Origin of the sequence: Azospirillum sp. A26 (assembly GCF_042604635.1) — a bacterium.
Lineage (GTDB): Bacteria > Pseudomonadota > Alphaproteobacteria > Azospirillales > Azospirillaceae > Azospirillum > Azospirillum palustre.
In genome coordinates, this window is the sequence record NZ_CP170472.1 from 1,549,802 (window position 1) to 1,573,146 (window position 23,345).

At 68.1% G+C, this 23,345-nt stretch carries 19 protein-coding genes; 13 read left to right on the forward strand and 6 right to left on the reverse strand.

Annotation, left to right across the window (positions count from 1 at the left end; translation table 11 throughout):
• The first annotated feature begins 7 nt into the window (after positions 1-7).
• The 12 genes from mraY (at position 8) to lpxC (ending at position 14,213) form a co-directional block, all read left to right on the forward strand.
• Positions 8-1,093 (forward strand): phospho-N-acetylmuramoyl-pentapeptide-transferase, encoded by a 1,086-nt coding sequence (mraY, locus tag ABNQ39_RS07875; protein WP_376956625.1) that lies wholly within the window; start codon positions 8-10, stop codon positions 1,091-1,093.
• 13 nt (positions 1,094-1,106) lie between these two features.
• A complete protein-coding gene (murD, locus tag ABNQ39_RS07880; RefSeq protein WP_376956627.1) occupies positions 1,107-2,528 on the forward strand; it encodes a UDP-N-acetylmuramoyl-L-alanine--D-glutamate ligase in 1,422 nt (473 codons plus the stop codon).
• A complete protein-coding gene (gene ftsW, locus ABNQ39_RS07885) occupies positions 2,525-3,646 on the forward strand; it encodes a putative lipid II flippase FtsW (protein WP_376956629.1) in 1,122 nt (373 codons plus the stop codon). Before murD ends, ftsW begins: the two co-directional genes overlap by 4 nt.
• Complete coding sequence (murG, locus tag ABNQ39_RS07890) at positions 3,643-4,902, forward strand: undecaprenyldiphospho-muramoylpentapeptide beta-N-acetylglucosaminyltransferase (RefSeq protein ID WP_376956631.1); 1,260 nt, start codon at positions 3,643-3,645, stop codon at positions 4,900-4,902. Before ftsW ends, murG begins: the two co-directional genes overlap by 4 nt.
• Before the next feature lie 8 nt (positions 4,903-4,910).
• A complete protein-coding gene (locus ABNQ39_RS07895) occupies positions 4,911-5,150 on the forward strand; it encodes a hypothetical protein (protein WP_244592762.1) in 240 nt (79 codons plus the stop codon).
• Positions 5,151-5,157: 7 nt separating this feature from the next.
• The gene (gene murC, locus ABNQ39_RS07900; protein WP_109096544.1) at positions 5,158-6,576 is read left to right on the forward strand and encodes a UDP-N-acetylmuramate--L-alanine ligase; all 1,419 of its coding nucleotides are present in this window, start codon (positions 5,158-5,160) and stop codon (positions 6,574-6,576) included.
• Positions 6,573-7,535 carry a UDP-N-acetylmuramate dehydrogenase gene (murB, locus tag ABNQ39_RS07905; RefSeq protein ID WP_376956634.1) on the forward strand — a complete coding sequence of 321 codons (963 nt, stop codon included), beginning with the start codon at positions 6,573-6,575 and terminating at the stop codon, positions 7,533-7,535. Before murC ends, murB begins: the two co-directional genes overlap by 4 nt.
• Complete coding sequence (locus ABNQ39_RS07910; protein WP_376956636.1) at positions 7,532-8,491, forward strand: D-alanine--D-alanine ligase; 960 nt, start codon at positions 7,532-7,534, stop codon at positions 8,489-8,491. The genes murB and ABNQ39_RS07910 overlap by 4 nt, the downstream gene beginning before the upstream one ends.
• Positions 8,476-9,435: a cell division protein FtsQ/DivIB gene (locus ABNQ39_RS07915; protein WP_376956638.1), complete on the forward strand. Its 960-nt coding sequence runs from the start codon at positions 8,476-8,478 to the stop codon at positions 9,433-9,435. Before ABNQ39_RS07910 ends, ABNQ39_RS07915 begins: the two co-directional genes overlap by 16 nt.
• A gap of 86 nt (positions 9,436-9,521) precedes the next feature.
• Positions 9,522-10,796 carry a cell division protein FtsA gene (gene ftsA, locus ABNQ39_RS07920; protein ID WP_098741034.1) on the forward strand — a complete coding sequence of 425 codons (1,275 nt, stop codon included), beginning with the start codon at positions 9,522-9,524 and terminating at the stop codon, positions 10,794-10,796.
• Positions 10,797-10,920: 124 nt separating this feature from the next.
• Complete coding sequence (gene ftsZ, locus ABNQ39_RS07925; protein WP_376956641.1) at positions 10,921-12,861, forward strand: cell division protein FtsZ; 1,941 nt, start codon at positions 10,921-10,923, stop codon at positions 12,859-12,861.
• 416 nt (positions 12,862-13,277) lie between these two features.
• Positions 13,278-14,213: a UDP-3-O-acyl-N-acetylglucosamine deacetylase gene (gene lpxC, locus ABNQ39_RS07930; protein WP_376956643.1), complete on the forward strand. Its 936-nt coding sequence runs from the start codon at positions 13,278-13,280 to the stop codon at positions 14,211-14,213.
• A gap of 268 nt (positions 14,214-14,481) precedes the next feature.
• Here the strand turns inward: lpxC and ABNQ39_RS07935 are convergent, their stop codons facing one another.
• Positions 14,482-14,901 carry a bacteriohemerythrin gene (locus ABNQ39_RS07935; protein WP_376956645.1) on the reverse strand — a complete coding sequence of 140 codons (420 nt, stop codon included), beginning with the start codon at positions 14,899-14,901 and terminating at the stop codon, positions 14,482-14,484.
• 213 nt (positions 14,902-15,114) lie between these two features.
• Positions 15,115-17,481, reverse strand: coding sequence for an NAD-dependent DNA ligase LigA (gene ligA, locus ABNQ39_RS07940; protein ID WP_376956647.1), 2,367 nt, complete (start codon positions 17,479-17,481; stop codon positions 15,115-15,117).
• Positions 17,482-17,656: 175 nt separating this feature from the next.
• Here ligA and ABNQ39_RS07945 point away from each other — a divergent pair, with 175 nt between their 5' ends.
• On the forward strand, positions 17,657-18,193 hold the full coding sequence (locus ABNQ39_RS07945; RefSeq protein ID WP_098739412.1) for a hypothetical protein: 537 nt from the start codon (positions 17,657-17,659) through the stop codon (positions 18,191-18,193).
• Between the two features lie 30 nt (positions 18,194-18,223).
• On the opposite strand, the gene guaB is transcribed toward ABNQ39_RS07945, so the two are convergent.
• From guaB to ABNQ39_RS07965, 4 genes are all read right to left on the reverse strand, one after another.
• Entirely contained in the window at positions 18,224-19,702 is a 1,479-nt protein-coding gene (guaB, locus tag ABNQ39_RS07950) for an IMP dehydrogenase (protein WP_376956649.1), read from the reverse strand.
• A 106-nt stretch (positions 19,703-19,808) separates the two neighbouring features.
• Positions 19,809-20,516: an RlmE family RNA methyltransferase gene (locus ABNQ39_RS07955; protein WP_376956651.1), complete on the reverse strand. Its 708-nt coding sequence runs from the start codon at positions 20,514-20,516 to the stop codon at positions 19,809-19,811.
• Between the two features lie 103 nt (positions 20,517-20,619).
• The gene (locus ABNQ39_RS07960; protein WP_376956654.1) at positions 20,620-21,642 is read right to left on the reverse strand and encodes a Ppx/GppA phosphatase family protein; all 1,023 of its coding nucleotides are present in this window, start codon (positions 21,640-21,642) and stop codon (positions 20,620-20,622) included.
• 113 nt (positions 21,643-21,755) lie between these two features.
• Positions 21,756-22,979: an ABC transporter substrate-binding protein gene (locus ABNQ39_RS07965; RefSeq protein ID WP_376956656.1), complete on the reverse strand. Its 1,224-nt coding sequence runs from the start codon at positions 22,977-22,979 to the stop codon at positions 21,756-21,758.
• Positions 22,980-23,345: the final 366 nt, after the last annotated feature.

A 23,345-nucleotide genomic window follows, 5' to 3' on the forward strand; every position in this document is an offset into this window, starting at 1 on the left:
GACCCAAATGCTCTACAACCTCCTCTTCGGTCTGGCCGACGTCTTTTCGCCGTTCAACCTGTTCCGGTACCTGACCTTCCGGACCGGCGGCGCCGTGATCACGTCGCTGGTCATCAGCTTCGTCTTCTTTCCGCGCCTGATCGCCTGGCTGAAGCGCAAGCAGGGTGAAGGACAGCCCATCCGCGCCGATGGCCCGGAGAGTCATTTCAAGAAGAAGGGCACGCCCACCATGGGCGGCCTGATGATCCTGATCGCCATGACGGTCAGCACCCTGCTGTGGGCCGACCTGACCAACGCCTATATCTGGGTCGTCCTGCTGGTGACCATCGGCTACGGCCTGATCGGCTTCGGCGACGATTACCTGAAGCTGACCAAGCGCAACACCAAGGGGCTGTCCGGCCGCTTCCGCCTGGGCTGGGAGATCGCCATCGGACTGGTCGCCTCGGCACTGATCATGTGGGTGTCGGCCCCGCCGCTGTCGGGCGGCGTGGCAGTCCCCTTCGTCAAGGATTTCCTGGTCCAGCTGTCCTGGTTCTTCGTGCCGTTCGGCGCCTTCATCATGGTCGGCGCCTCCAACTCGGTGAACCTGACCGACGGGCTGGACGGGCTGGCCATCGTGCCGACGATGATCGCCGCCGGCTGCTTCGGCCTGATCTCCTACCTGTCGGGCAACGCCATCTTCGCCAACTATCTCCAGATCCACCATGTGCCGGGCTCCGGCGAGCTGGCGGTGTTCTGCGGCGCGCTGGTCGGCGCCGGCCTGGGCTTCCTGTGGTACAACGCCCCGCCGGCGATGGTCTTCATGGGCGACACCGGGTCGCTGTCGCTGGGCGGCGCGCTGGGTGCGGTCAGCGTGGTGACCAAGCATGAGATCGTGCTGGCCATCATCGGCGGCCTGTTCGTGCTGGAGACGGTGTCGGTGATCGTGCAGGTCGCCTCCTTCAAGCTGACCGGCAAGCGCGTGTTCCGCATGGCGCCGCTGCACCATCACTTCGAGAAGAAGGGCTGGGCCGAACCGACAGTGGTGATCCGCTTCTGGATCATCGCCTCGATCCTGGCGCTGGTCGGCCTGTCCACGCTGAAGCTGCGCTGAGGGGGGACCGGCGATGATCGACCTGTTCTACATGCAGGAGCTGCCGGTCGCGGTGATGGGGCTGGGCAAGTCCGGCCTCGCCACCGCCCGTGCGCTGCGCGACAGCGGGGCCGAGGTGCGGGTGTGGGACGACAACCCCGCCTCCCGTGCCGCGGCGGAGGCCGAGGGCTTCGCCGTGGTCGATCTCGCCAGTGCCGACCTGTCGGACCTGACCACCATCGTCTGGTCGCCGGGCATCCCCCACACCCACCCCAAGCCGCATCCGGTGGCCGAGCGCGCCCGCGCGCTGGGGATCGAGCTGATCTGCGACATCGAGCTGCTGGGCCGGGCGGAGCGCGACTGCGCCTTCATCGGCATCACCGGCACCAACGGCAAGTCGACCACCACCACCCTGATCGGCCACATCCTGGCCGCCGCCGGCCGCAAGGCCGCCGTTGGCGGCAATCTGGGCACGCCGGTGCTGACCTTCGATCCGATCGGGTCGGGCGGCACCTGCGTGCTGGAGATGTCGAGCTATCAGCTGGAGCTGACCCACTCGATCACCTTCGACATCGCGGTCCTGCTGAACATCACGCCCGACCATCTCGCCCGCCATGGCGGGATGGAGGGCTACATCGCCGCCAAAAAGCTGATCTTCCACCGCCAGACCTGGCCGCGCACCGCGGTGATCGGGGTGGACGACGAGCATTGCCGCAAGATCCACGCCGACCTCGTCGCCGCCGGCGACCAGCGCATCTGGCCGATCTCCGCCCAGGGGCCGGTGGCGGGCGGCGTCTATGCCGCCGACGGCTGGCTGGTCGACGACACCGACAGCGAGGCAGCCAAGGTCGTGGAGCTGTCCGGCCTGCCCAGCCTGCTGGGTGCCCATAACTGGCAGAATGCCGCCGCCGCCTTCGCCACCTGCAAGGCCGCCGGCCTGCCGGTGCCGGCCATCGTCGCGGCGATGGCGACCTTCCCCGGCCTCGCCCACCGGCAGCAGCTGGTCGGCACGCTCGACGGGGTGCGCTTCGTCAACGACAGCAAGGCGACCAACGCCGACGCCACCGAAAAGGCACTGGCGACCTTCGACCCAATCTACTGGATCCTCGGCGGACAGGCCAAGGACACCGGGCTGAACGGCCTGGAAGGTTATATGGGCCGCGTCCGCCACGCTTTCCTGATCGGCGAGGCGCAGGAACAATTCGCCGCATGGCTCGACATACACGGTGTTGCTTATACACGCTGTGGAACGCTGGATGTTGCGACTGCGAAGGCGGCCGGACTGGCCCTGGCGGAACAGCTGGAAGGCGCTTGCGTGCTGTTGTCCCCAGCTTGCGCGTCATGGGACCAGTTCGCCAGTTTCGAGAAGCGCGGCGAAGCCTTCGCCGCCTATGTCGCGAACATCGTCGCGGCGCATGAGTACACCGGGGACGGCACCAGCGGGGGCGTTGCATGATCACCTTCGACCGTACCGACCAATCGATCTTCGGCCGCTGGTGGTGGACCGTCGACCGCTGGCAGCTGGGCGCCGTCGCCCTGCTGATGTTTCTCGGCACCGTCCTGATCACCGCGGCCAGCCCGCCGGTGGCCGAGCGCATCGGCATCCAGGACACCTTCTATTTCGTCGAACGCCACGTGATGATGCTGATCCCCGCGATCGTCATCATGGTCGGCGTCTCCCTGCTCAGCCCGCGCGGCGTGCGACGGGTGGCGCTGGCGGTGTTCCTGATCTCGGTGGCGCTGGTCTATGCCACGCTGGTGGTGGGCGTCGAGATCAAGGGTGCGCGCCGCTGGATCCACATCCCCGGCCTGTCGATCCAGCCGTCGGAGTTCGTCAAGCCGGCCTTCGCCGTGGTCGCCGCCTGGCTGTTCTCGCTGTCGCGCACCAACCCGGGCTTTCCCGGTGCGTTGGTGTCGATGGCGCTCTACGGCATCACCATGGCCGGCCTGATCCTTCAGCCCGATCTGGGCATGACCTTCGTCGTTTCCGCCGTGTGGTTCACCCAGTTCTTCCTGGCCGGTCTGAACCTCGTGCTGGTGATGGGGCTCGGCGGGCTGGGCGTGGTCGGGCTGGTCGGCGCCTATTACACGCTGCCGCACGTCACCAGCCGCATCAACCGCTTCCTCGATCCGCATGCCGGCGACAACTATCAGGTCAACCGCTCGCTGGAGGCCTTCGCCAACGGCGGGCTGATGGGCACCGGCCCCGGCCAGGGCACGGTGAAGTTCTACCTGCCCGACAGCCATGCCGACTTCATCTTCGCGGTCGCGGGCGAAGAGCTGGGCCTTATCTTCTGCCTGGGGTTGGTGGTTCTGTTCGCCTTCGTCGTTCTGCGCGGGTTCGCTCGTGTCTTCAACGACAACAATTATTTCGTTTTGCTCGCCGCTGCCGGTCTTCTGATCCAGTTCGGCCTTCAGGCGGCGATCAACATGGGTTCGTCCTTGCATCTTATGCCGACGAAGGGCATGACCCTGCCGTTCATCTCCTACGGCGGCTCTTCGCTGCTCGCTCTCGGGTTCGGCATGGGTATGGTTCTGGCACTGACACGCAAACGCTTCGGCCCCGCGGAATGAGGAGGCCGACCGACTTGAGCACGACTGGCTCCAATGCGGGCTTCCCTGCGGGCTTCGACGCCAACGCCAACAAGGTGATCGTGCTGGCCGCCGGCGGCACCGGCGGGCACATGTTCCCGGCCGAGGCGCTGGCGCGCGAGCTGCTGGCCCGTGGACGGGCGGTGACGCTGGTGACCGACAAGCGCGGCCATGCCTTCGGCGAGAACCTGCCGGAGGTGCCGGTCCATCGCATCCGCGCCGCCTCCCCCGGCGCCGGCATCGCCGGCAAGCTGAAGGCCGCCCTGCAGATGGGCCTTGGCCTGCTGGAGGCGCGGGCGCTGATGCGCCGGCTCGATCCCGCCGCCGTGGTCGGCTTCGGCGGCTACCCGTCGGTCCCCACCGTCTATGCCGCCATCCAGTCGAAGCTGCCGGCCCTGCTGCACGAGCAGAACGCCGTGCTGGGCCGCGCCAATCGGATGCTGATCGCCGGGGCCAAACGCATCGCCGTCGCCTTCGCCGACATCGAAAAGCTGGGCGAGGCGCAGCGCGCCAAGATCGTCCGCACCGGCAACCCGGTCCGCCCGGCCGTCGCCGCCCGCCGCCTGTCACCCTACGAGGCGCCCTGCGCCGCCGGCCCCGTCCGCCTGCTGGTGATGGGCGGCAGCCAGGGCGCTCGAATCTTCTCCGAGGTGATCCCCGCGGCGCTGGCCCTGCTGCCCGAGGAGATGCGCGCCCGCATCCATCTGGCGCAGCAATGCCGCCCGGAAGACCTTGAGGCCGCCCGCGATGCGTTGGAGCCGCTGGGCCTCGCCCGGCTGGAGTTGCAGACCTTCTTCCGCGACGTGCCGGAGCGGCTGGCCGCCTGCCACCTCGCCGTCACCCGCGCCGGAGCCTCCACCATCGCCGAGCTGACCTGCGTCGGCCGTCCGGCGATCCTGGTGCCCTACCCGCACGCCACCGACGACCACCAGACCGCCAACGCCCGCCATCTGGCGGAGGCCGGCGCCGCCTGGCTGGTGCCGCAGCCCTCCTTTACCGCCCAGGCTTTGGCCGAGCGGCTGTCCGCCCTGCTGGCCGATCCGCAGGCGCTCGCCGCCGCGGCCCGCGCCGCCCATGGCTGGGGCACCGCCGACGCGGCCACCGCGCTGGCCGACGCCGTGCTGGCGATGCTGGACGGCGGCCCGGCCGCTCACGATCACGCCCACTCCGACCACGACCGATCCCAACACGCCCGGCACTCATCCGCCGGTGCCAGCGCCAAGGGGGCCGCGGAATGATGAAACCCATGCGGAATCTGACCCGGCCGACGCCGCGGCCGTTGCAGGACTGGCCGGCGGACATGACTCGGACCGAGGGCGGCTGGTACAACCGTCCGGGCTGCCCGCTGGTGCCGCGCTTCCTCGCTGAGGGCGGCTTCCTGCGCGACCGCCTGTCGATGATCCACGGATCGCAGCCCCTCCCCAACGACCTGTCCGACGGGGCGGTCGACGCCACCCTTCGCCTGATGCTTCGCCGCGGAAAGTAAGCCTGACATGCGCGCCCTCCCCCTCTCGATCGGCACCATCCACTTCGTCGGCATCGGCGGCATCGGCATGAGCGGCATCGCCGAGGTGCTGCGGAACCTGGGCTACACCGTCCAGGGCTCCGACCTCGCCGAGAACGCCAACGTCAAGCGCCTGCGCGAACTGGGCATCAAGGTGTTCGTCGGCCATCGCGGCGAGAACATCGCCGGGGCCGCCGTCGTCGTCGTCTCCTCCGCCGTCAAGCGCGACAATCCGGAGGTCGTGGCCGCCCGCGCCGCCCTGGTGCCGGTGGTCCGCCGCGCCGAGATGCTGGGCGAGCTGATGCGCCTGAAATGGGCCATCGCCATCGGCGGCACCCATGGCAAGACCACGACCACCTCGATGGTCGGCCATATGCTGGAGCATGCCAACCTCGACCCCACCGTCATCAACGGCGGCATCATCAACGCCTATGGCTCCAACACCCGGCTCGGCACCGGCGACTGGATGGTGGTGGAGGCGGACGAGAGCGACGGCACCTTCGTGAAGCTGCCGGCCTGCATCGCCGTCGTCACCAACATGGATCCGGAGCATCTGGACTTCTACGGCACCTTCGACAACGCGCGGGCCGCCTTCGACAGCTTTGTCCAGAACATCCCCTTCTACGGCTTCGCCGCGCTCTGCATCGACCATCCCGAGGTGCAGGCGATGATCCCCCGCGTGTCGGACCGCCGCATCGTCACCTACGGCTTCTCGCCGCAGGCCGACATCCGCGCGGTGAACGTGGAGCTGGGCCCCGACGGCGCCAAGTACGATGTGCTGATCTACGACCGCCACACCGGCGAGAGCCGCGCCATCGCCGGCGTGCGCCTGCCGATGTACGGGCCGCACAACGTCCAGAACTCGCTGGCCTGCTTCGCCGTCGGCAACGAGATGGGCCTGCCCGACGTGGTGATGCGCGACAGCATGGCCAAGTTCCAGGGCGTGAAGCGCCGCTTCACCAAGACCGGCGAGACCAACGGCATAACCGTCATCGACGATTACGGCCACCATCCGGTGGAGATCGCCGCGGTGCTGAAGGCCGCGCGCACCGCCGGCACCGGCCGCACCATCGCCGTCGTCCAGCCGCACCGCTATTCCCGCCTCGCCGCCCTGTTCGAAGAGTTCTGCACCTGCTTCAACGACGCCGACGCCGTGATCGTCGCCGACGTCTATGCCGCCGGCGAGGCCCCCATCGAAGGTGTCAGCCGCGACAGCCTGGTGGAGGGCCTGCGGATGCATGGCCACCGCCATGTCGTCGCCCTGCACAGCCAGCAGGAGCTGGCCCAGGTGGTGCGCGAGATGGCCAAGCCCGGCGACTTCGTCGTCTGCCTGGGCGCCGGCAACATCACCCAGTGGGCGAACGCCCTGCCGGGTGAACTGGCCTCCCTCTATGGCGCGACGCGATGACGGCAGCGCCCGGCATGACCGCCCCCGACGGCCACCTGATCGAACGGATGCCCGCCGTGCGCGGCCGGCTGACCGCCGACGCGCCGCTGGCGCCGGTGACGTGGTTCCGCGTCGGCGGCCCGGCTGAGGTGATGTTCCGTCCGGCCGATGCCGACGACCTCGCCGACTTCCTGGCCGCCCTGCCGGCCGAGGTGCCGGTGACGGTGATCGGCGTCGCCTCCAACCTGCTGGTGCGGGACGGCGGCGTGCCGGGCGTCACCATCCGGCTCGGCCGCGGCTTCACCGACATCGCCGCGGACGGGATGACCGTGACCGCCGGAGCGGCGGCGCTCGACCTGAATGTCGCCATGGTCGCCCGCGACGCCGGCATCGCCGGGCTGGAGTTCCTTTCCGGCATTCCCGGCACCATCGGCGGCGCCCTGCGCATGAACGGCGGCGCCTATGGCCGCGAGTTGGCCGACGTGCTGGTCTCCGCCACCGCCGTGGCGCGCGACGGCCGCCGGCTGGAGTTCAGCCATGCCGGGATGGGCTTCACCTACCGCCACAGCGCCGCACCGGAAGATTGCATCTTCACCGGTGCGGTCCTGCGCGGCGAGCCCAGCAACCCGCTGGAGATCGCGCGCCGCATGGCCGAGATCTCCGACAAGCGCGCCGACAGCCAGCCGGTCCGCTCCCGCACCGGCGGCTCGACCTTCAAGAACCCTGCTCCTGAAATATCCGGGGGCCATAAGGCCTGGGAGCTGATCGACAAGGCCGGCTGCCGCGGCCTGTCCATCGGCGACGCCCAGGTGTCGGAAAAGCACTGCAACTTCCTGATCAACAACGGCACGGCCACCGCCGCCCAGCTGGAAGCGCTGGGCGAGGAGGTCCGCCGCCGCGTGTTCGAGACCAGCGGCGTCACGCTGGACTGGGAAATCAAGCGCATCGGCGTTCCCGCCGAAGGAAGCACCGCCCAATGACCGAAGCCCTTCTCCACGCCCACAAGAAGCATGTCGCCGTCCTGATGGGCGGCTGGTCGGCCGAGCGCGAGGTGTCGCTGGTCAGCGGGGCCGGCGTCGCCAAGGCGCTGGAGGAGGAAGGCTACCGCGTCACCGCCATCGATGTGCAGCGCGACCTGGGCGGGCTGATGCACGCCCTGTCCACCCCGCGCCCCGACGTGGTGTTCAATGCCCTGCACGGCCGCGGCGGCGAGGACGGGACGATCCAGGGCGTTCTGGAGTTCCTGGGCCTGCCCTACACCCATTCGGGCGTCCAGGCCGCCGCCATCTCCATGGACAAGGCGATGACCAAGCGCGTGCTGGACACCGTCGGCGTCCGCTCGCCCAAGGGCATGGTGCTGTCGCGTGGAGAGATCGCCGGCGGCAGCCACCCCATGCCTGCGCCCTATATCGTCAAGCCTGTGGACGAAGGCTCGACCGTTGGCGTAACCCTGGTCCGCGAGGGGCAGAACAGCCCGGTCGGCGACGACGGTTCGTTCGGGGGGACCTTTGGCGAACGCGTGCTGGTCGAGGAGTTCATCCCCGGCCGCGAGCTGACTGTGGGCGTCATGGGTGACCGCGCTTTGGCGGTGACCGAGATCGTCTTCCAGGCTCAGCTCTACGACTACACCGCGAAATACAGCGCCGGACACGCCGTCCACACCGTCCCCGCGGCGATCCCCGAGATCGTTGCGGAGGAGGCGAAGCGGCTGGCGGTGCTGGCGCACAACACCCTGGGCTGCCGGGGCGTGTCGCGCAGCGACTTCCGCTGGGATGACAGCCGGCCGGGAACGGACGGTCTGTATTTCCTGGAGATCAACAACCAGCCGGGCATGACGCCCCTGTCGCTGGTGCCCGAACAGGCCGCGCATGTGGGGATCACCTACGGCGCGCTGGTCGGCTGGCTCGTGGAGAATGCCGCATGTCAGCTCGCCTGATGGCCGACCCGGACTTCCGCGCCGCCGCCGGCGCGCGGGCCCGGGACGAGATGCCGACCCCGCCGCGCGCCATGGCCGCGTCGGCGGAAAAAGGCAAGCGGCGCCGCGCCTGGCCCCGTTGGACCCGCTCCGCCGTCAAGGCGGCGCTGGTGCTGGTGCCGGTTCTGGGACTGGTTGGCGCCGCCGGTTCTACCTGGAAGCGTGGCAATCTGGCCGACACGATGGAGGCGGCGCAGGAAAGCGTCATCCGCCTGACCGGCGAGATGGGCTTCCGCCTGTCGGAGATCCTGGTGGTCGGCCGCAGCGAGACCGAGCGCGACGTCGTGCTCGACGCGCTGGGCGTCCGCCGGGGCGAGCCGATCCTGTCCATCGACCTTGCCGATGCCAAGCAGCGGCTGGAGGAGTTGCCCTGGGTGTCGTCCGCCTCCATCGAGCGGCGCCTGCCCGGCTTCCTCTACATCCGCCTGTCCGAGCGCCAGCCGATGGCGATCTGGCAGCATGAGCGCCAGTTCACCGTCATCGACCGCGCCGGCCGTCCGCTGGCCGACGCGGCGGAGCTGGCGCGCCGCGGCAACCAGCGGATCGAGACGTTGCCGCAGGTGATCGGCGCCAATGCTCCGCAGCAGGTTCACACCCTGCTGTCGGCGCTGGACGGCGCGCCGACCATCGCGCCGATGCTGTCGTCCGCCAGCTGGATCAGCGACCGCCGCTGGAACCTGCAGCTCAGCAACGGCGTGACGGTGAAGCTGCCGGAAGGCAATGCCGAGATGCGCCGCGCCCTGCGCCAACTGGAGCAGATGCACACGGCCAGCCATGTGCTGGACCGCGACATCGTCGCCATCGACCTGCGCCTGCCCGACAAGGCCGCGATCCAGACCTCCGCCACCGCTCAGCTTCCGGGCTGGGAGGACGACACGAAGAAGAAGAACGGCAAGAAATCTTGAAGCCCCGGTGACGACAGGCGCTTGTGGGGAAGCGCCCGTCGCCGGCGGACAAAAGTCTAGGGAAAGTCTTGGGGGGCATGTTCGGGATGGGATTCAACGGTGCCAAGAAGCCGAAGCGGCCGGCCCGTGGCGGGATCGTCACGGCGCTGGACGTCGGCTCGACGAAGGTGTGCTGCGTCATCGCGCGGATGGAGGAGCCCGGCTCCCTCCGCGTGATCGGCGTTGGCCACCAGATCGCCACGGGCATCCGCGCCGGAACCATCATCGACATGGAGGCGGCGGAGACCTCGATCGGCGCCGCCGTGCATGCCGCCGAACAGATGGCCGGCGAGACGGTGCATGACGTCGTCGTCAACCTGTCGATGGGCCATCCCCGCTCCCACGCCTTCACCGCCACCGTCCCGGTCTCCGGCCAGGAGGTGACGGAGGGCGACATTCGGCGCGCCATGGCCCATGCCCGCACCTTGCAGGCCGGCCCCGATCAGGCGCTGATCCACACCATCCCGCTTGGCTTCACCCTGGACGGCAGCCGCGGCATCCGCGATCCCAAGGGGATGAGCGGCCATACGCTGGGCGCCCAGCTGCACGTCGTCACCGCCGCGGCCGGCGCCATCCGCACGCTGCACGCCTGCATCGCCCGCTGCCACCTGAACATCGAATCCATCGTCGTCAGCCCCTTCGCCTCCGGCCTCGCCTGTCTGGTCGAGGACGAGATGGAGATGGGGGCGGCCTGCGTCGACATCGGCGGCGGCGGCACGACCATCTCGATCTTCGCCGAGGGCAATCTGGTGTGGACCGGCTTCGTCCCCCTGGGCGGCCGGCACGTGACCAACGACATCGCCCACGGGCTGGCGACTCCGCTGGTCCATGCCGAACGGCTGAAGGTGCTCTACGGCAGCGCCCGGGTGAACCCAGCCGACGAGCGCGAGATGATCGAAGTGCCGCAGATCGGCGAGGACGAGCGCAGCGGCAGCGGCACCGCCAGCCACCCGCGCTCCTTCCTGGTCAGCATCATCCAGGCGCGGATGGAAGAGATCTTCGAAGAGGTGCGCAGCGCCATCGAGCAGTCCGGCCACTCCCAGCTGGTCGGCCGGCGCGTCGTCCTGACCGGCGGCGCCAGCCAGCTGCCCAACACGCGCGAGATGGCCGCCCCCATCCTCGACAAGCAGGTCCGCATCGCCCGACCCACCCGGATCGCCGGCCTCAACGAGGCGCATGGCGGACCGGCCTTCTCGACGGTGGCGGGCCTTCTCCTACATGCCGTCCGCAACCCGACGGAGCTGATGGTGACCGGCCAAGAGGCGGTCGCGTCAACCGGGCTCCTCGGCCGCGTCGGCCTGTGGCTGCGGGAGAATCTGTAATGATCCTTTCCGCAGCCGCCATTCACCGATTCCCGAACGGACAGACACCGGACACAACCGGGCGCCGGTCGCGGCATATCAAACATCAAACCCAACGAAAACAGGTTGTGGAGGCCTGAATAGAATGATCAACGTGACCATCCCCCAGATCGAGCCTGAACTGAAGCCGCGCATCACCGTGTTCGGCGTCGGCGGGGCCGGCGGCAACGCCGTCAACAACATGATCAAGTCGAACCTGGAAGGCGTGGACTTCGTCGTCGGCAACACCGACGCGCAGGCGCTGAAGGGTTCCTTGTGCGAGAAGCGCATCCAGCTCGGCACCGGCACGACCCGCGGCCTGGGCGCCGGCTCCAAGCCGGACGTCGGCCGTGCCTCGGCCGAGGAGCAGATCGACGAGATCGTCCAGTATCTCGAAGGCTCCAACATGGTCTTCATCACCGCCGGCATGGGCGGTGGCACCGGCACCGGTGCGGCCCCGGTCATCGCGCGCGCTGCCCGCGAGCGCGGCATCCTGACCGTCGGCGTCGTCACCAAGCCCTTCCATTTCGAGGGCGGTCACCGCATGCGGCTGGCGGAAGGCGGCATCGCCGAACTGCAGCAGTATGTCGACACCCTCATCATCATCCCGAACCAGAACCTGTTCCGCATCGCCAACGAGAAGACGACCTTCGCGGACGCCTTCAAGATGGCCGACGACGTTCTGCATTCGGGTGTGCGCGGCGTCACCGACCTGATGGTGATGCCCGGCCTGATCAACCTGGATTTCGCCGACATCCGGTCCGTGATGACCGAGATGGGCAAGGCGATGATGGGCACCGGCGAGGCTGGCGGCGAACGCCGCGCCATCGAAGCCGCCGAGGCCGCCATCTCCAACCCGCTGCTGGACGACGTGTCGATGAAGGGTGCCCGTGGCGTCCTCATCAACATCACCGGCGGCTACGACATGACCCTGTTCGAGGTCGATGAGGCGGCCAACCGCGTCCGTGACGAGGTCGATCCCGACGCCAACATCATCTTCGGCTCGACCTTCGACAGCTCGCTGGACGGCGTGATGCGCGTGTCGGTCGTCGCCACCGGCATCGACGCCGCGGCGATGAGCAACCCGCGCACCCTGCACCCGGTCAACCTGTCGCTGGTTGGCGACCGCGCCAAGAAGCCGGGCGCTCCCGGCAACCTGACCGGCGCTCCGGCTCCGGCCGCCGCCCAGGGCTCGGCCATTCCCAGCGCCGCCGCCGGCCTGCGCACGCCGCAGCCGGTCACCGCCGGTGCCGCCGCCATCCAGCACGACCCGGCGCAGCAGCAGCCGGCCCAGCAGTATGGCCAGCAGCCTGTCGAGGCGCCGAAGCCGGCCGCCGGTCCGCTGCATGGCGAGAACCAGGGCGGCCACTTCTTCGCGCCGAAGCCGGCCGACGCCGGTCCGCGCCAACCGGTGACCGTCGGCGCCGCGCCGCTGTCGACCCCGCAGCAGCCGGCCCACCAGCAGCACACCCCGCAGGCGCCGCAGATGCAGGGCCACCAGCAGCCGCAGCACCAGCCGCAGCAGCCGGCCCCGATGGCGCCGCAGCATCACCATGCCGCCCCGCAGGGCCATCAGCAGCACCCCGGCCAGCAGCACCCGGGCGGCCTGTCCGTCGGTCCGGCCCCGGCGCCCGCGCCGGAACCGGCGCCGGCCCGCAAGGGCAACTTCCTGTTCGGTCTGGTGACCGGCCTGGGCCGCAAGTCCGAACCGGCGCCGCAGCCGGTGCAGCAGCAGCCCGCGCCGCAGGCCTATCAGCCGCAGCCGGCCCCGCAGCAGTACCAGCCGGCTCCCCAGGGCTATCCGCAGCAGCAGCCCGCCTACCCGCAGCAGCAGCCGCAGGCTCCCCACCAGGGCTACCCGGCGGGCCAGCAGTATCCGGCGCCGCAGCAGCAGCCGGTCTATCCGCCGCAGCAGTCCGCTCCGCAGCATGCCCAGGCCTATCCCGCCGCTCCGCAGGCGCAGGCTCCGGCCCCGCGGGCCGACGGCAAGCCGGGCGAGCAGGAGGAACTGGACATTCCGGCCTTCTTGCGCCGTCAGGCCAACTGAGCGGCGAGAACGTCCGAACGTGAACCGATCTTGGCCGCCTTCCCCGACGATATGTCGGGTTTGGCGGCCGGCCGATCCCGGCGAAAGCCGGAGATAACCGCCGTCGCCGCAGCCTCCTAATCGCGGCGCCGGCGGCTCCACAACCTGACCGAACCTTTCGGACCCCGGTGATGCCGTCGTGCGTTACCGGGGATTTTTTATTTCACGCTACTTGCCTCAAACAACTGATTGCTTGTATTGCGCACCACTTTTGCCCTGCAACAAACGGTAACAATGAGTGATTTGCCGATTTCCGATCCCCGGTGTTACCTATCAGCATGGTCGAAAGCGAAAGCCGCCGACGCAGTGATCTCCCAAGATCAAGCGGCGCGGATCGCCGGAAACCTCTCCTTCACGACCAAGATGGAAAAGACATCGTGGCCAACAATCGCAGCAACGTGGACGGCATGTTCCAGCAGACCCTGAAGAAGTCGGTGACCATCGCCGGCGTCGGGCTGCATTCGGGCGTCATCGTCACGCTGACGATTTCGCCGGCCGATGCGAATTCCGGGATCACCTTCCTGCGCACCGACCTCCGTGGTGCTGCCTCTGTAATTCCGGCGCGCTGGGACACGGTTGTCGACACCCGCCTGTGCACCGTGATCGGCAACGACCACGGCACCACCGTCGGCACGATCGAGCATCTGATGTCGGCACTGGCCGGCTGCGGCATCGACAACGCCGTGGTTTCGCTGGACGGCATCGAGGTGCCGATCATGGACGGCAGCGCCGCTCCCTTCGTCGCCGCCATCGAGCAGGCCGGCAGCGCCGTGCAGAAGTCGCCCCGCCGCTTCATCCGCATCCTGAAGCCGGTCGCCATCGGCGACGGCGTCAAGAGCGCGTCCTTCACCCCGGACGATGCGACCAGCTACAGCTTCGAGATCGACTTCGACAGCGCCGCCATCTCCCGTCAGGCCCGCGCCCTGGAGATCGATCCCGACAGCTTCAAGGACGAGATCAGCCGCGCCCGCACCTTCGGCTTCCTGCATGAGGTCGAGGGGCTGCGCAAGATGGGCCTCGCCCGCGGCGGCTCGCTGGACAACGCGGTGGTCATTTCAGGTGACACGGTGATGAACGCCGAGGGCCTGCGCTTCAAGGACGAGTTCGTGCGCCACAAGATCCTGGACGCCGTCGGCGACCTGTATCTGGCCGGTGCGCCGATCGTCGGCCACTTCCACGGCGTGCGCTCCGGCCATGCCCTGAACAACCAGCTGCTGCGTGCGCTGTTCGCCGACCGCAGCGCCTGGCGCTACGAGACGGCGGTGTCGCTGCCGGTCGCGCGCCGCGGCCTGGAGCAGCTGGCGGTCGCCTGATCGCCATCATCGTTCCAGGATGGTCTTTTCAAGAGGTCTGCCCCTGCCCTCCCCCACCGGGGAGGGCTTTTTCTTTGGCGCACTCCCCTCCCCTGCCGTCGTTGCGACCCACGCAAAGGAAAAGCGCCCTCCCCTCTCGGAGCGGGCGCTCTGCGCAATTTGGTGGGATTTCCGCATTCTCGATTTATTTCAGTATTTTAGGTAATTTTCTTAATATGGGATCTTCATGGGTGCCAAGAGTACACCCTCTCGGGACAGGAAGGGCTCCCTACCCCACCGCCGCCATCTCCGCCCCGGTGCCGGCATATTCGCCGAAGCGGGTGTCCTCCTTGAGGATGTGCTTGCCCAACCAGTCGGAGCAGAACAGGAACACCTCTTCGCCGCTGATCCGGCTGCCACCCGCGCGGAATTCGTCGCGGTAGCTTTCGACCTGCCGGGTCAGCCGGTCGTGCAGAGCCTTGTGCGCGGCGAAGGTCGGATAGCTCAGCTGCTCCATCTGCGCCTCCTCCTCCGCAAAGTGATGACGGGTGTAGGCGATCAGCTCGTCCAGGATGGCTCCGATCAGGGCCGGGTCCTGGCGGTTCTTGTCGTCATACAGCTTGTTGACGATGGCGATCAGGACGCGGTGATCCTCGTCCAGCGCGTCGTTGCCCACGCTCATCCAGCGCGACCACTGAATTGGCTCCATGGCGTTTCCTTCGTCCCCTTCGTTGGCAGCCGGGCAGGCGGGTGCGGGCGTTGACCGCCCGTCGGCGCCGTCCCGTTTTCGGGGCGGTCCACCTGTCCGGCATCGTTGCGCTTCTGACTATAAGCGTTTTCTGACCTCACTCCGCCAATCCCCGTCCGTCAATCCGGGCGAACGGGGATGCGACATTTTGGCGAAGGCCGGATGGGGAGCCAATCAGCCTCCGATCCGGGCCAGCCACTCGTCCTCGGTCAGAATCTCGACACCCAACTCCTTGGCCTTGGCCGCCTTGCTGCCGGCGTCCGCCCCGGCGACCAGATAGTCGGTCTTGCCGGACACGGAGCCCGCCACCTTGGCGCCGAGCGATTCGGCGCGTGCCTTCGCCTCCGACCGGGTCATCCGCTCCAGCGTTCCGGTGAAGACCACCGTTTTGCCGGCGATGGGGGAGTTGCTGGCCTTTGGCAGTTCCGCGTCCAGCACGGTCAGCCGCTCCATCAGGCCGCGGACGATGACGAGGTTGCGCTCCTCCGCGAAGAAGCCGGCCAGCTCCTCGGCCGCCACCTCGCCGACATCGGGGGTGGCGACCAGATCGAGCCAAGGCTGACCCGGTGCCTGCGCCACCGCACGCTCCATCGCCGCCCGCCAGTCGGACAGGGTGCCGTAGCGGGTGGCCAGCGCCTGAGCGGCGCGGGTGTTCAGCCGCTTGATGCCGAGCGAACTGATGATGGTCTCCAGCCGCAACGCGTCGTTGCCGGCATAGAAGTCCAGCTTGGATGCACTCTCGGGATCGGCGAACCAGACGAGGATGGTGTCGGCGGTGACCGGACCGACTCCGCTCAAAGCGTGAAGGTCCCGCCATTCCTGGCCGGGCATCGCCTGCTCCGCCGCCAGCATGCCGCCGACCCAACCCTGCATGGTCTTGTAGTGGCGGGCCAGCGACTTGGCCGTCACCTCGCCGACATGGCGGATACCGAGCGCGTAGATCACCCGATGCAGGTCAATGCCGTCGCGTCGCTGCTGGATGGCCTTGAACAGGTTCTGGACCGATTTCTCCTTCCAGCCCGGCCGGCCGATAAGCTCGACGCGGCCCTCCAGGGTGAAAATATCGACCGGAGACTTGATGAAACCCTCGTCCCAAAATTCCTCGATGATCTTCTCGCCAAGCCCTTCGATGTCGAAGGCGTCACGGGAGACGAAATGGCGAAGCCGCTCCTTGGCCTGGGCGGCACAGATCAGCCCGCCGGTGCAGCGGCGCACCACCTCGCCCGCCTCGCGGATGGCGAGGCTGCCGCAGACCGGACAGGTCTCCGGCGCCACATAGGGGATCGAGTCGGCCGGGCGCTGCGACAGCACCACCTCCACCACCTGCGGGATGACGTCGCCGGCACGCTGCACCACCACGAGATCGCCGACACGGATGTCCTTGCGGGCGATCTCGTCCTCATTGTGCAAGGTGGCGCGGCTGACGACGACGCCGCCGACGGTGATGTCCTCCAACTCCGCCACCGGTGTCAGGGCACCGGTGCGGCCGACTTGGATGGTGATCTCCTTCAACCGGGTCTGCGCCTGTTCGGCCGGGAACTTGTGGGCGATGGCCCAGCGCGGCGCCCGGCTGACGAAGCCCAGCCGCTGCTGTAGCTCCAGGCTGTCGACCTTGTAGACGACGCCGTCGATGTCGAAGGGCAAACCGGCGCGCCGCCGGCCGATGCCCTCATAGTAGGCCAACAGCTTGTCCTTGCCGTCGCACAGCTCCGCCGGGCGGTTCAACTGGAAGCCCCAGCCCTTCAGCCGCTCGCGGATGCCCCACTGGGTCTCGGCAATCGGCTCCGACACCTCGCCCAGCGCATAGCCGAAGAAGCAGAGCGGCCGGGACGCGGTGATGGAGGGATCGAGCTGGCGCAGGCTGCCGGCCGCTGCATTGCGCGGGTTGGCGAACAACTGCTCGCCCTTCTCCGTGCGGGCGGCATTCATCGCCAGGAAATCGTCGCGGCTCATATAGACCTCGCCGCGCACCTCCAGCACCTCGGGGAAGGGCGCCGGCAGGCGGTGCGGCACGTCGCGGATGGTGCGGACGTTGGCGGTGACGTTCTCGCCCTCCGCCCCGTCGCCGCGGGTGGCGGCCAGCACCAGTTCACCCTTCTCATAGCGCAGCGAGCAGGACAGCCCATCGATCTTCGGCTCCGCCACGAAGGTCAGCGGCGCATCGTCGGACAGGCCGAGGAAGCGGCGGACACGGGCATCGAACTCCGCCACATCTTCCGCCGCGAAGGCGTTGCCCAGCGACAGCATTGGGATGGCATGGCGCACCTTGCCGAAACCGGCGGCCGGAGCGGCGCCGACACGCAGGCTGGGCGAATCGGCGCGGCGCAGCTCGGGAAAGCGCGCCTCGATGGCGAGGTTGCGGCGGACCAGCGCGTCATAATCGGCGTCGGAGACCTCCGGCTGGTCCTGCTGGTGATAGAGCCGGTCATGGTGGGCGATCTCGGCGGCCAGCGCCGCCAGATCCGCCGCCGCCTGCTCCGGTGTCAGGGCATCGACGGCGATGCTGCGGGGATTGGGCGGCGTGTCGAACAGGTCCTGCATGGCGCGTCTCGTGACGAATCGGGGTCTTCCGGAGAAGGGCCGCGCAGGATAGCGCCTGAGAACCGGTTTCGGGAGTCTGTCGGGGGGCGGACCTCACCAGGGCGACCTCATCGGGGCGACGGCCGGCGTAAGTCCCTATATACTATGGGCACACCCTTCGGAGTCCCTTGGCCTGATGAGCAAAGCCACTGCACCGGACCTGCGCATCGACGACCGCATGATCGTCGCCGCCGCGCTGGACCGCATCCTTTACGACGACCCCGACCATTTCGCGGCGGACGACGCGCGTGCGGTGCGCCGGCTGATCCCGCACAGCCGCTCGGCCTGGCTGCGGCTGGGCTTCCGCGCCGAACGGCAGGGTCCGTCGATGAAGGGCGAAGCCGCCGGAATCGGCGACGTGCGGATGGAAGGCGACAAGAAGGTGGTGGAGGGCAGCGTCGGTGAAGCGGCGACCTGGCGCTGCGGCCAGTACAAGATCACCAACCACGGCAGCGACCTGGAAATCTGGCAGGTGATGAGCGACGAGTATGCACCCGAGCCGAAAGGCGCCCGGCTGGAGTTCGACGACCGGGGCGAACCGGAACGGCTGACCTTTTTCCAGCCGCGGGACATCGAACTGCGGATCCCCTTCACCAGCCTCGCGGTCGGCGTGCGGCTGGGCGGGTGGCAGCCCTGGAAGATGGTGGCGGAGGGGAGCGTCGCCGCCGGGTGACGGCCGGCGGCGACGCTCCCGAAGTCACCGTCAGCCCTGCCGGTAGTTCGGCGACTCGTTGGTGATGGTGATGTCGTGGACGTGGCTTTCGCGCAGGCCCGCGTTGGTGATGCGGACGAACTGGCACTTCTCGCGCATCTCGGCGATGGAGGCGCTGCCGGTATAGCCCATGGCCGCGCGCAGGCCGCCGACCAGCTGGTGGATGACCGCCGACACCGGGCCCTTGTAGGGGACGCGGCCCTCGACGCCTTCCGGCACCAGCTTCATGGTCGAAACCTCCTGCTGGAAGTAACGGTCCGCCGAGCCGCGCGCCATGGCGCCGACCGAGCCCATGCCGCGGTAGCTCTTGTAGGAGCGGCCCTGGAACAGGATGACCTCGCCCGGGCTTTCGTCGGTGCCGGCGAACAGGCTGCCCAGCATGGCGACGCTGGCGCCGCCGGCAATCGCCTTGGCCAGATCGCCCGAATACTTGATGCCGCCGTCGGCGATCACCGGGATGCCGTGCTTCTCGCACTCCTCCACCACATCCATGACCGCGGTCAACTGCGGCACGCCGACGCCGGCGATGATGCGGGTGGTGCAGATCGAGCCCGGGCCGATGCCGACCTTGACGGCATCCACACCGGCGTCGATCAGCGCCTTGGCCGCTTCGGCGGTGGCGACATTGCCGGCGATGACCTGGGTGTAGCTGGACAGGGCGCGGGCGGCGCGGACCTGATCGAGCACCTTCAGCGAATGGCCGTGAGCGGTGTCGACCACCAGCACGTCGACACCCGCGTCGAACAGGGCCTCGGCACGGGCCAGACCGTCGCTGCCGGTGCCGGTGGCGGCGGCGACGCGCAGCCGGCCCTTGCTGTCCTTGCAGGCGTTCGGATAGGCCTGCGCCTTCTCGATGTCCTTGACGGTGAGGAGGCCGATGCAACGGTAATCCTCGTCCACCACCAGCAGCTTCTCGATGCGGTGCTGGTGGAGCAGGCGCTTGCCTTCCTCCTGGCTGACGCCCTCGCGGACGGTCACCAGATCCTTGGTCATCAGTTCGCTGACCGGCTGCTTGGGATCCGTGGCGAAGCGGACGTCGCGGTTGGTCAGCATGCCGACCAGCTTGCCGCTGCCGAGCTGATCGCGGCTTTCCACCACCGGGATGCCGGAGATCTTGTGGTAGGACATCAGCTCCAGCGCGTCGGCCAGCGTCGCGTACGGCGTGATGGTGATCGGGTTGACGACCATGCCCGATTCGAAGCGCTTGACCTTGCGGACCTCTTCGGCCTGCTGCTCGATGGTCAGGTTGCGATGGACGACGCCGATGCCGCCGGCCTGGGCCATGGCGATGGCGAGACGGCTCTCGGTCACCGTGTCCATCGCCGAGGACATCAGCGGGATGCCCAGTTCGATGGTCTTCGTCAATCTTGTCCGGGTGTCCACGTCGTTCGGCAGGACCGAGCTTTCGGCCGGAACCAGCAGGACGTCGTCGAAGGTCAGGGCTTCGCGGATTTTGGTGTCGCGCGCCATGTGGAATCTCCCGGAAGATAAACGTGGCGCACTTATACACAAGACCATGGGCTTGTGAACCCGTGCGCACACAGCATCTGTTATGCAAGTGCGAAAAGAGTCGTAGTCAGTCGTTCACGTTGCCGCCACGGAAACCGGTGGCGACCACATAGGTTTCGGACGATTCCGCGCGGCTGGCCGGCGGCTTGGCGTGCTTGACGACGGCGAAGTCGCGCCGCAACCGGTCGAGCAGGGAGCGTTCGGCCCCCCCCTGGAACAGCTTGGCGACGAAGGCGCCGCCGGGGGCCAGCACCTCCTCCGCGAAATCATAGGCAGCCTCGGCCAGCCCCATGATGCGCAGATGGTCGGTCTGCTGGTGGCCGGTGGTGGGGGCGGCCATGTCGCTCAGCACCAGATCGGCCGGGCCGCCCAGCGCGTCCTTCAGCCGGTCGGCGGCACTCTCCTCGAGGAAATCCGCCTGCATGATGGTGGCGCCGGGGACCGGGTCCATCGGCAGGATGTCCAGCCCGACGACCTTCCAGCCGTCCTTGGCGGTCTGCACCCGCTCCACCGCGATCTGGGTCCAGCCGCCGGGGGCGGCGCCGAGATCGACCACGCGCTTGCCGGGGGCGAGCAGGCGGAACTTCTCGTCCAACTGCAACAGCTTGAACGCCGCACGCGAGCGGTAGCCGCGCTTGGTCGCCTCGGCCACATAGGGGTCGTTCAGGTGGCGCTCCAGCCAGCGCTTGGAGGATTCCGTGCGCTTGCCGGCAGTCTTCACACGGACCGTGGCACGGCGTCCGCCCGGACGCGTCGACGGAGTCTTTTCGGTCATGATCGCTGCTGTTCCTCGGTCATCCGGCGCAGGCGGGAAGCCTTCCCCACCTGCCCGATCATACTATATCGGCTCGATTGCTATTTCGGGTCGCCGGGCATGTTCATTCGCCGGCAGCCCCGATCAGGTCCACCAGAATTCCTTCGCGCAAGCCGCGGTCGGCGATGCGCAGCCGTTCCACCGGCCAGACGTCGCACAGCGCGTCCAGCACGGCGCAGCCGGCGACCACCAGATCGGCACGGTCCTGGCCGATGCAGGGATGGCGGGCGCGGCCGTCGAAATCCTGCGCGACCAGATGGTCGATCACCGCGCGGGCATGATCGACCCGCAGATAGCTGCCGTCCACCGCCCGGCGGTCGTAACGGCACAACCCCAGATGCACGCCGGCCAGCGTCGTCACCGTGCCCGAGGTGCCGAGCATCTGCACCTTGCCGGCGGCGACGCGGCTCTGGATGCGGTTGCGCGCCTCGAACGGGGCGATGGCATCGGCGACCGCCTCCACCATCTGGGTGTAGTTGGCGCGGGTGACGTTGGGGCCGCCATACTCCTCGGTCAGGCCGATGACGCCGCAGCGGATGGAGGTCTGGTCGAGCAGGCGCGGCGCCCTGCCCTTCTCCACCTGCAACCACATCAGCTCGGTCGAGCCGCCGCCGATGTCGAAGACGATGGCATAGGGATGGGTCGGCTCCAGCAATGCGGCACAGCCGGCCAGCGCCAGCCGTCCTTCCTCCTGGCTGGAGATGATTTCCAGGGGGATGCCGGTCTCGCGCTCCACCGTCTCGACGAAGGCGGCGGTGTTGCTGGCGCGGCGGCAGGCCTCGGTCCCGACGGCGCGGACGGCGGTGCAGCCGCGACGCTCGATCTTGGAACCGCAAACGCGCAGAGCCGCGATGGTGCGTTCCATCGCGGGCTCCGACAGATGGTCGTTGCGGCTCAGCCCCTCACCCAGGCGGACGATGCGGGAAAAAGCGTCGATGACGCGGAAGCCACCCGGCGCCGATTTGGCGATCAGCAGGCGGCAATTGTTGGTGCCGAGGTCCAGCGCGGCGAAGACCGGGCGCACCAGCGCCGACGAACGCAACCGTCCGGTGTCGTTCTGCCGCTCGCTTTGCACCTGTAGATCCACGTACCGTCCCCGCAGCACCTAAAGAGCGGAGTGTAACCCGGATCGCAGTCCGGCGGGAACCCCTCTCGACTCGGATTCCGCCGGCAGCGACCCGCAGGTCACCTCTGCGCCAGTCACTGGGCTTTCACGAAGGGGCAGCTGCTGGTTTTGATCGGGAGGAAGGCTTCGGCCGCCGGAATGCTGCGGATCTGCTTGTAATAGTCCCACAATGCCTTGCTCTCCGCCGGGCTCTTCACCTGGTACAGCTCAAGGTCGTACAGCACGCGGCCGTCCTTGCGGATGCTGCCGGGGGTGCCGAAATAATCGGTCGGCATCGCCTTCATCGCGGCGGTGACCGCTTCGGACTCGGTGGTGCCCGCCGCCTTCACGCCCTTCAGCCAGTGCAGGGTGGCGAGGTAGGTGTTGGCCTGCTCCTTGGTCGGCATCTTGCCGTGGCGCTCGAAGAAACGTTTGGACCATGCCCGGGTCTGGTCGTTGCGGTCCCAATAGAAGCCGCTGGTGACATAGAGCCCCTTGGCGAGATCGAGGCCCAGCGAGTGGATGTCGGTGATGAAGACGATATAGCCGACAAGCCGCTGGCCGGACTCGGTCAGGCCGAACTCACCGGCCTGCTTGATGGTGCCGATGGTCTCCGCCCCCACATTGGCGAGCGCCACCACCTTGGCGCCGCTGCCCTGGGCGCTGAGCAGGTAGGATCCGAAATCGCTGGTGCCCATCGGGTGGCGCACACCGCCGACCACGGTGCCGCCGGCCTGTTTGATCGCGTCGGTCGCCGCCTTCTCCATCGCCGTGCCGAAAGCGAAATCGGCGGTGATGAAGTACCAGCTGGTGCCGCCCGACTGCACGACCGCCTTGGTCGTGCCGACAGCCAGCGACGCGGTGTCGTCGGCCCAATGGATGCTGTAGGGCGAGCATTGGGAGTTGGTCAGCTCGGTCGTCGTCGCGGCGCTGATCATCAGCACCTTCTTCTTCTCGCGCGCGACCGCCTGCACCGCCAGCGCGACGGAGGAGACCGGAATGTCGGTCACCATGTCGACGCCGTCGACATCGAACCAGCTGCGGACGATGTTGGAGGCCACGTCCGGCTTGTTCTGCATGTCGGCCGACAGCACCTCGACCGGCCGGCCGAGCACAGTGCCGCCGAAATCCTCCACCGCCATGCGGGTGGCAAGCACGGCGCCCTTGCCGCCGATGTCGGACGCGAACCCGGCCTCGTCCGCCAGCACGCCGATTCGCACCGGCTTGGCGGTCTGGGCTTGCGCCGATACCGCGACAGCGGACAACGCCGTCGTCGCGAGCAGCACCGCCAGCGCGAAAGGCTTCAGCAACCGACCCATGCGATCCTCCCCATCCTCTTTTCGTGTGACGGGTGCGCACGCCGACCTGCGGCGTCCTGCCGCACCGTTCGGTTCCGTGGATAGCGGGATTTGATTTCATATGCAAACAGTATCGTTTGAAACGTATTGCCGGAAGCTTTGCTCTTTCCAGGCTGGGGATGAGGGTAACGCTCCGGGCAAAACAAAAGCCCTCGCTCCGATGTGAAGCGAGGGCTTTCGCAGCGGGCATCTACGGCCCGGATGAAGTCGCCAATCAGGCGAAAGAATTCGGAACTGAAACCTCAGTCATATCGGCCGAACAGATCGGCATAATCAGGTAAGCGCCGGTGGAGTCATGATCTTACTCACCCTCCCTGGTATCGGTCT

Bases quoted from the DNA above. Each gene is read 5' to 3' on its own strand.
- ABNQ39_RS07935 (WP_376956645.1), bottom strand. From the start codon at position 14,901: ATGGAGCCAATTCAGTGGTCGCGCTGGATGAGCGTGGGCAACGACGCG.
- ABNQ39_RS07910 (WP_376956636.1), top strand. From the start codon at position 7,532: ATGACCGAAGCCCTTCTCCACGCCCACAAGAAGCATGTCGCCGTCCTG.
- mraY (WP_376956625.1), top strand. From the start codon at position 8: ATGCTCTACAACCTCCTCTTCGGTCTGGCCGACGTCTTTTCGCCGTTC.
- murG (WP_376956631.1), top strand. From the start codon at position 3,643: ATGAGGAGGCCGACCGACTTGAGCACGACTGGCTCCAATGCGGGCTTC.
- ABNQ39_RS07915 (WP_376956638.1), top strand. From the start codon at position 8,476: ATGTCAGCTCGCCTGATGGCCGACCCGGACTTCCGCGCCGCCGCCGGC.
- ABNQ39_RS07945 (WP_098739412.1), top strand. From the start codon at position 17,657: ATGAGCAAAGCCACTGCACCGGACCTGCGCATCGACGACCGCATGATC.
- ftsA (WP_098741034.1), top strand. From the start codon at position 9,522: ATGGGATTCAACGGTGCCAAGAAGCCGAAGCGGCCGGCCCGTGGCGGG.
- ligA (WP_376956647.1), bottom strand. From the start codon at position 17,481: ATGCAGGACCTGTTCGACACGCCGCCCAATCCCCGCAGCATCGCCGTC.
- murD (WP_376956627.1), top strand. From the start codon at position 1,107: ATGATCGACCTGTTCTACATGCAGGAGCTGCCGGTCGCGGTGATGGGG.
- ABNQ39_RS07965 (WP_376956656.1), bottom strand. From the start codon at position 22,979: ATGGGTCGGTTGCTGAAGCCTTTCGCGCTGGCGGTGCTGCTCGCGACG.
- guaB (WP_376956649.1), bottom strand. From the start codon at position 19,702: ATGGCGCGCGACACCAAAATCCGCGAAGCCCTGACCTTCGACGACGTC.
- ftsW (WP_376956629.1), top strand. From the start codon at position 2,525: ATGATCACCTTCGACCGTACCGACCAATCGATCTTCGGCCGCTGGTGG.
- ABNQ39_RS07895 (WP_244592762.1), top strand. From the start codon at position 4,911: ATGCGGAATCTGACCCGGCCGACGCCGCGGCCGTTGCAGGACTGGCCG.
- ABNQ39_RS07955 (WP_376956651.1), bottom strand. From the start codon at position 20,516: ATGACCGAAAAGACTCCGTCGACGCGTCCGGGCGGACGCCGTGCCACG.
- ftsZ (WP_376956641.1), top strand. From the start codon at position 10,921: ATGATCAACGTGACCATCCCCCAGATCGAGCCTGAACTGAAGCCGCGC.
- murC (WP_109096544.1), top strand. From the start codon at position 5,158: ATGCGCGCCCTCCCCCTCTCGATCGGCACCATCCACTTCGTCGGCATC.
- murB (WP_376956634.1), top strand. From the start codon at position 6,573: ATGACGGCAGCGCCCGGCATGACCGCCCCCGACGGCCACCTGATCGAA.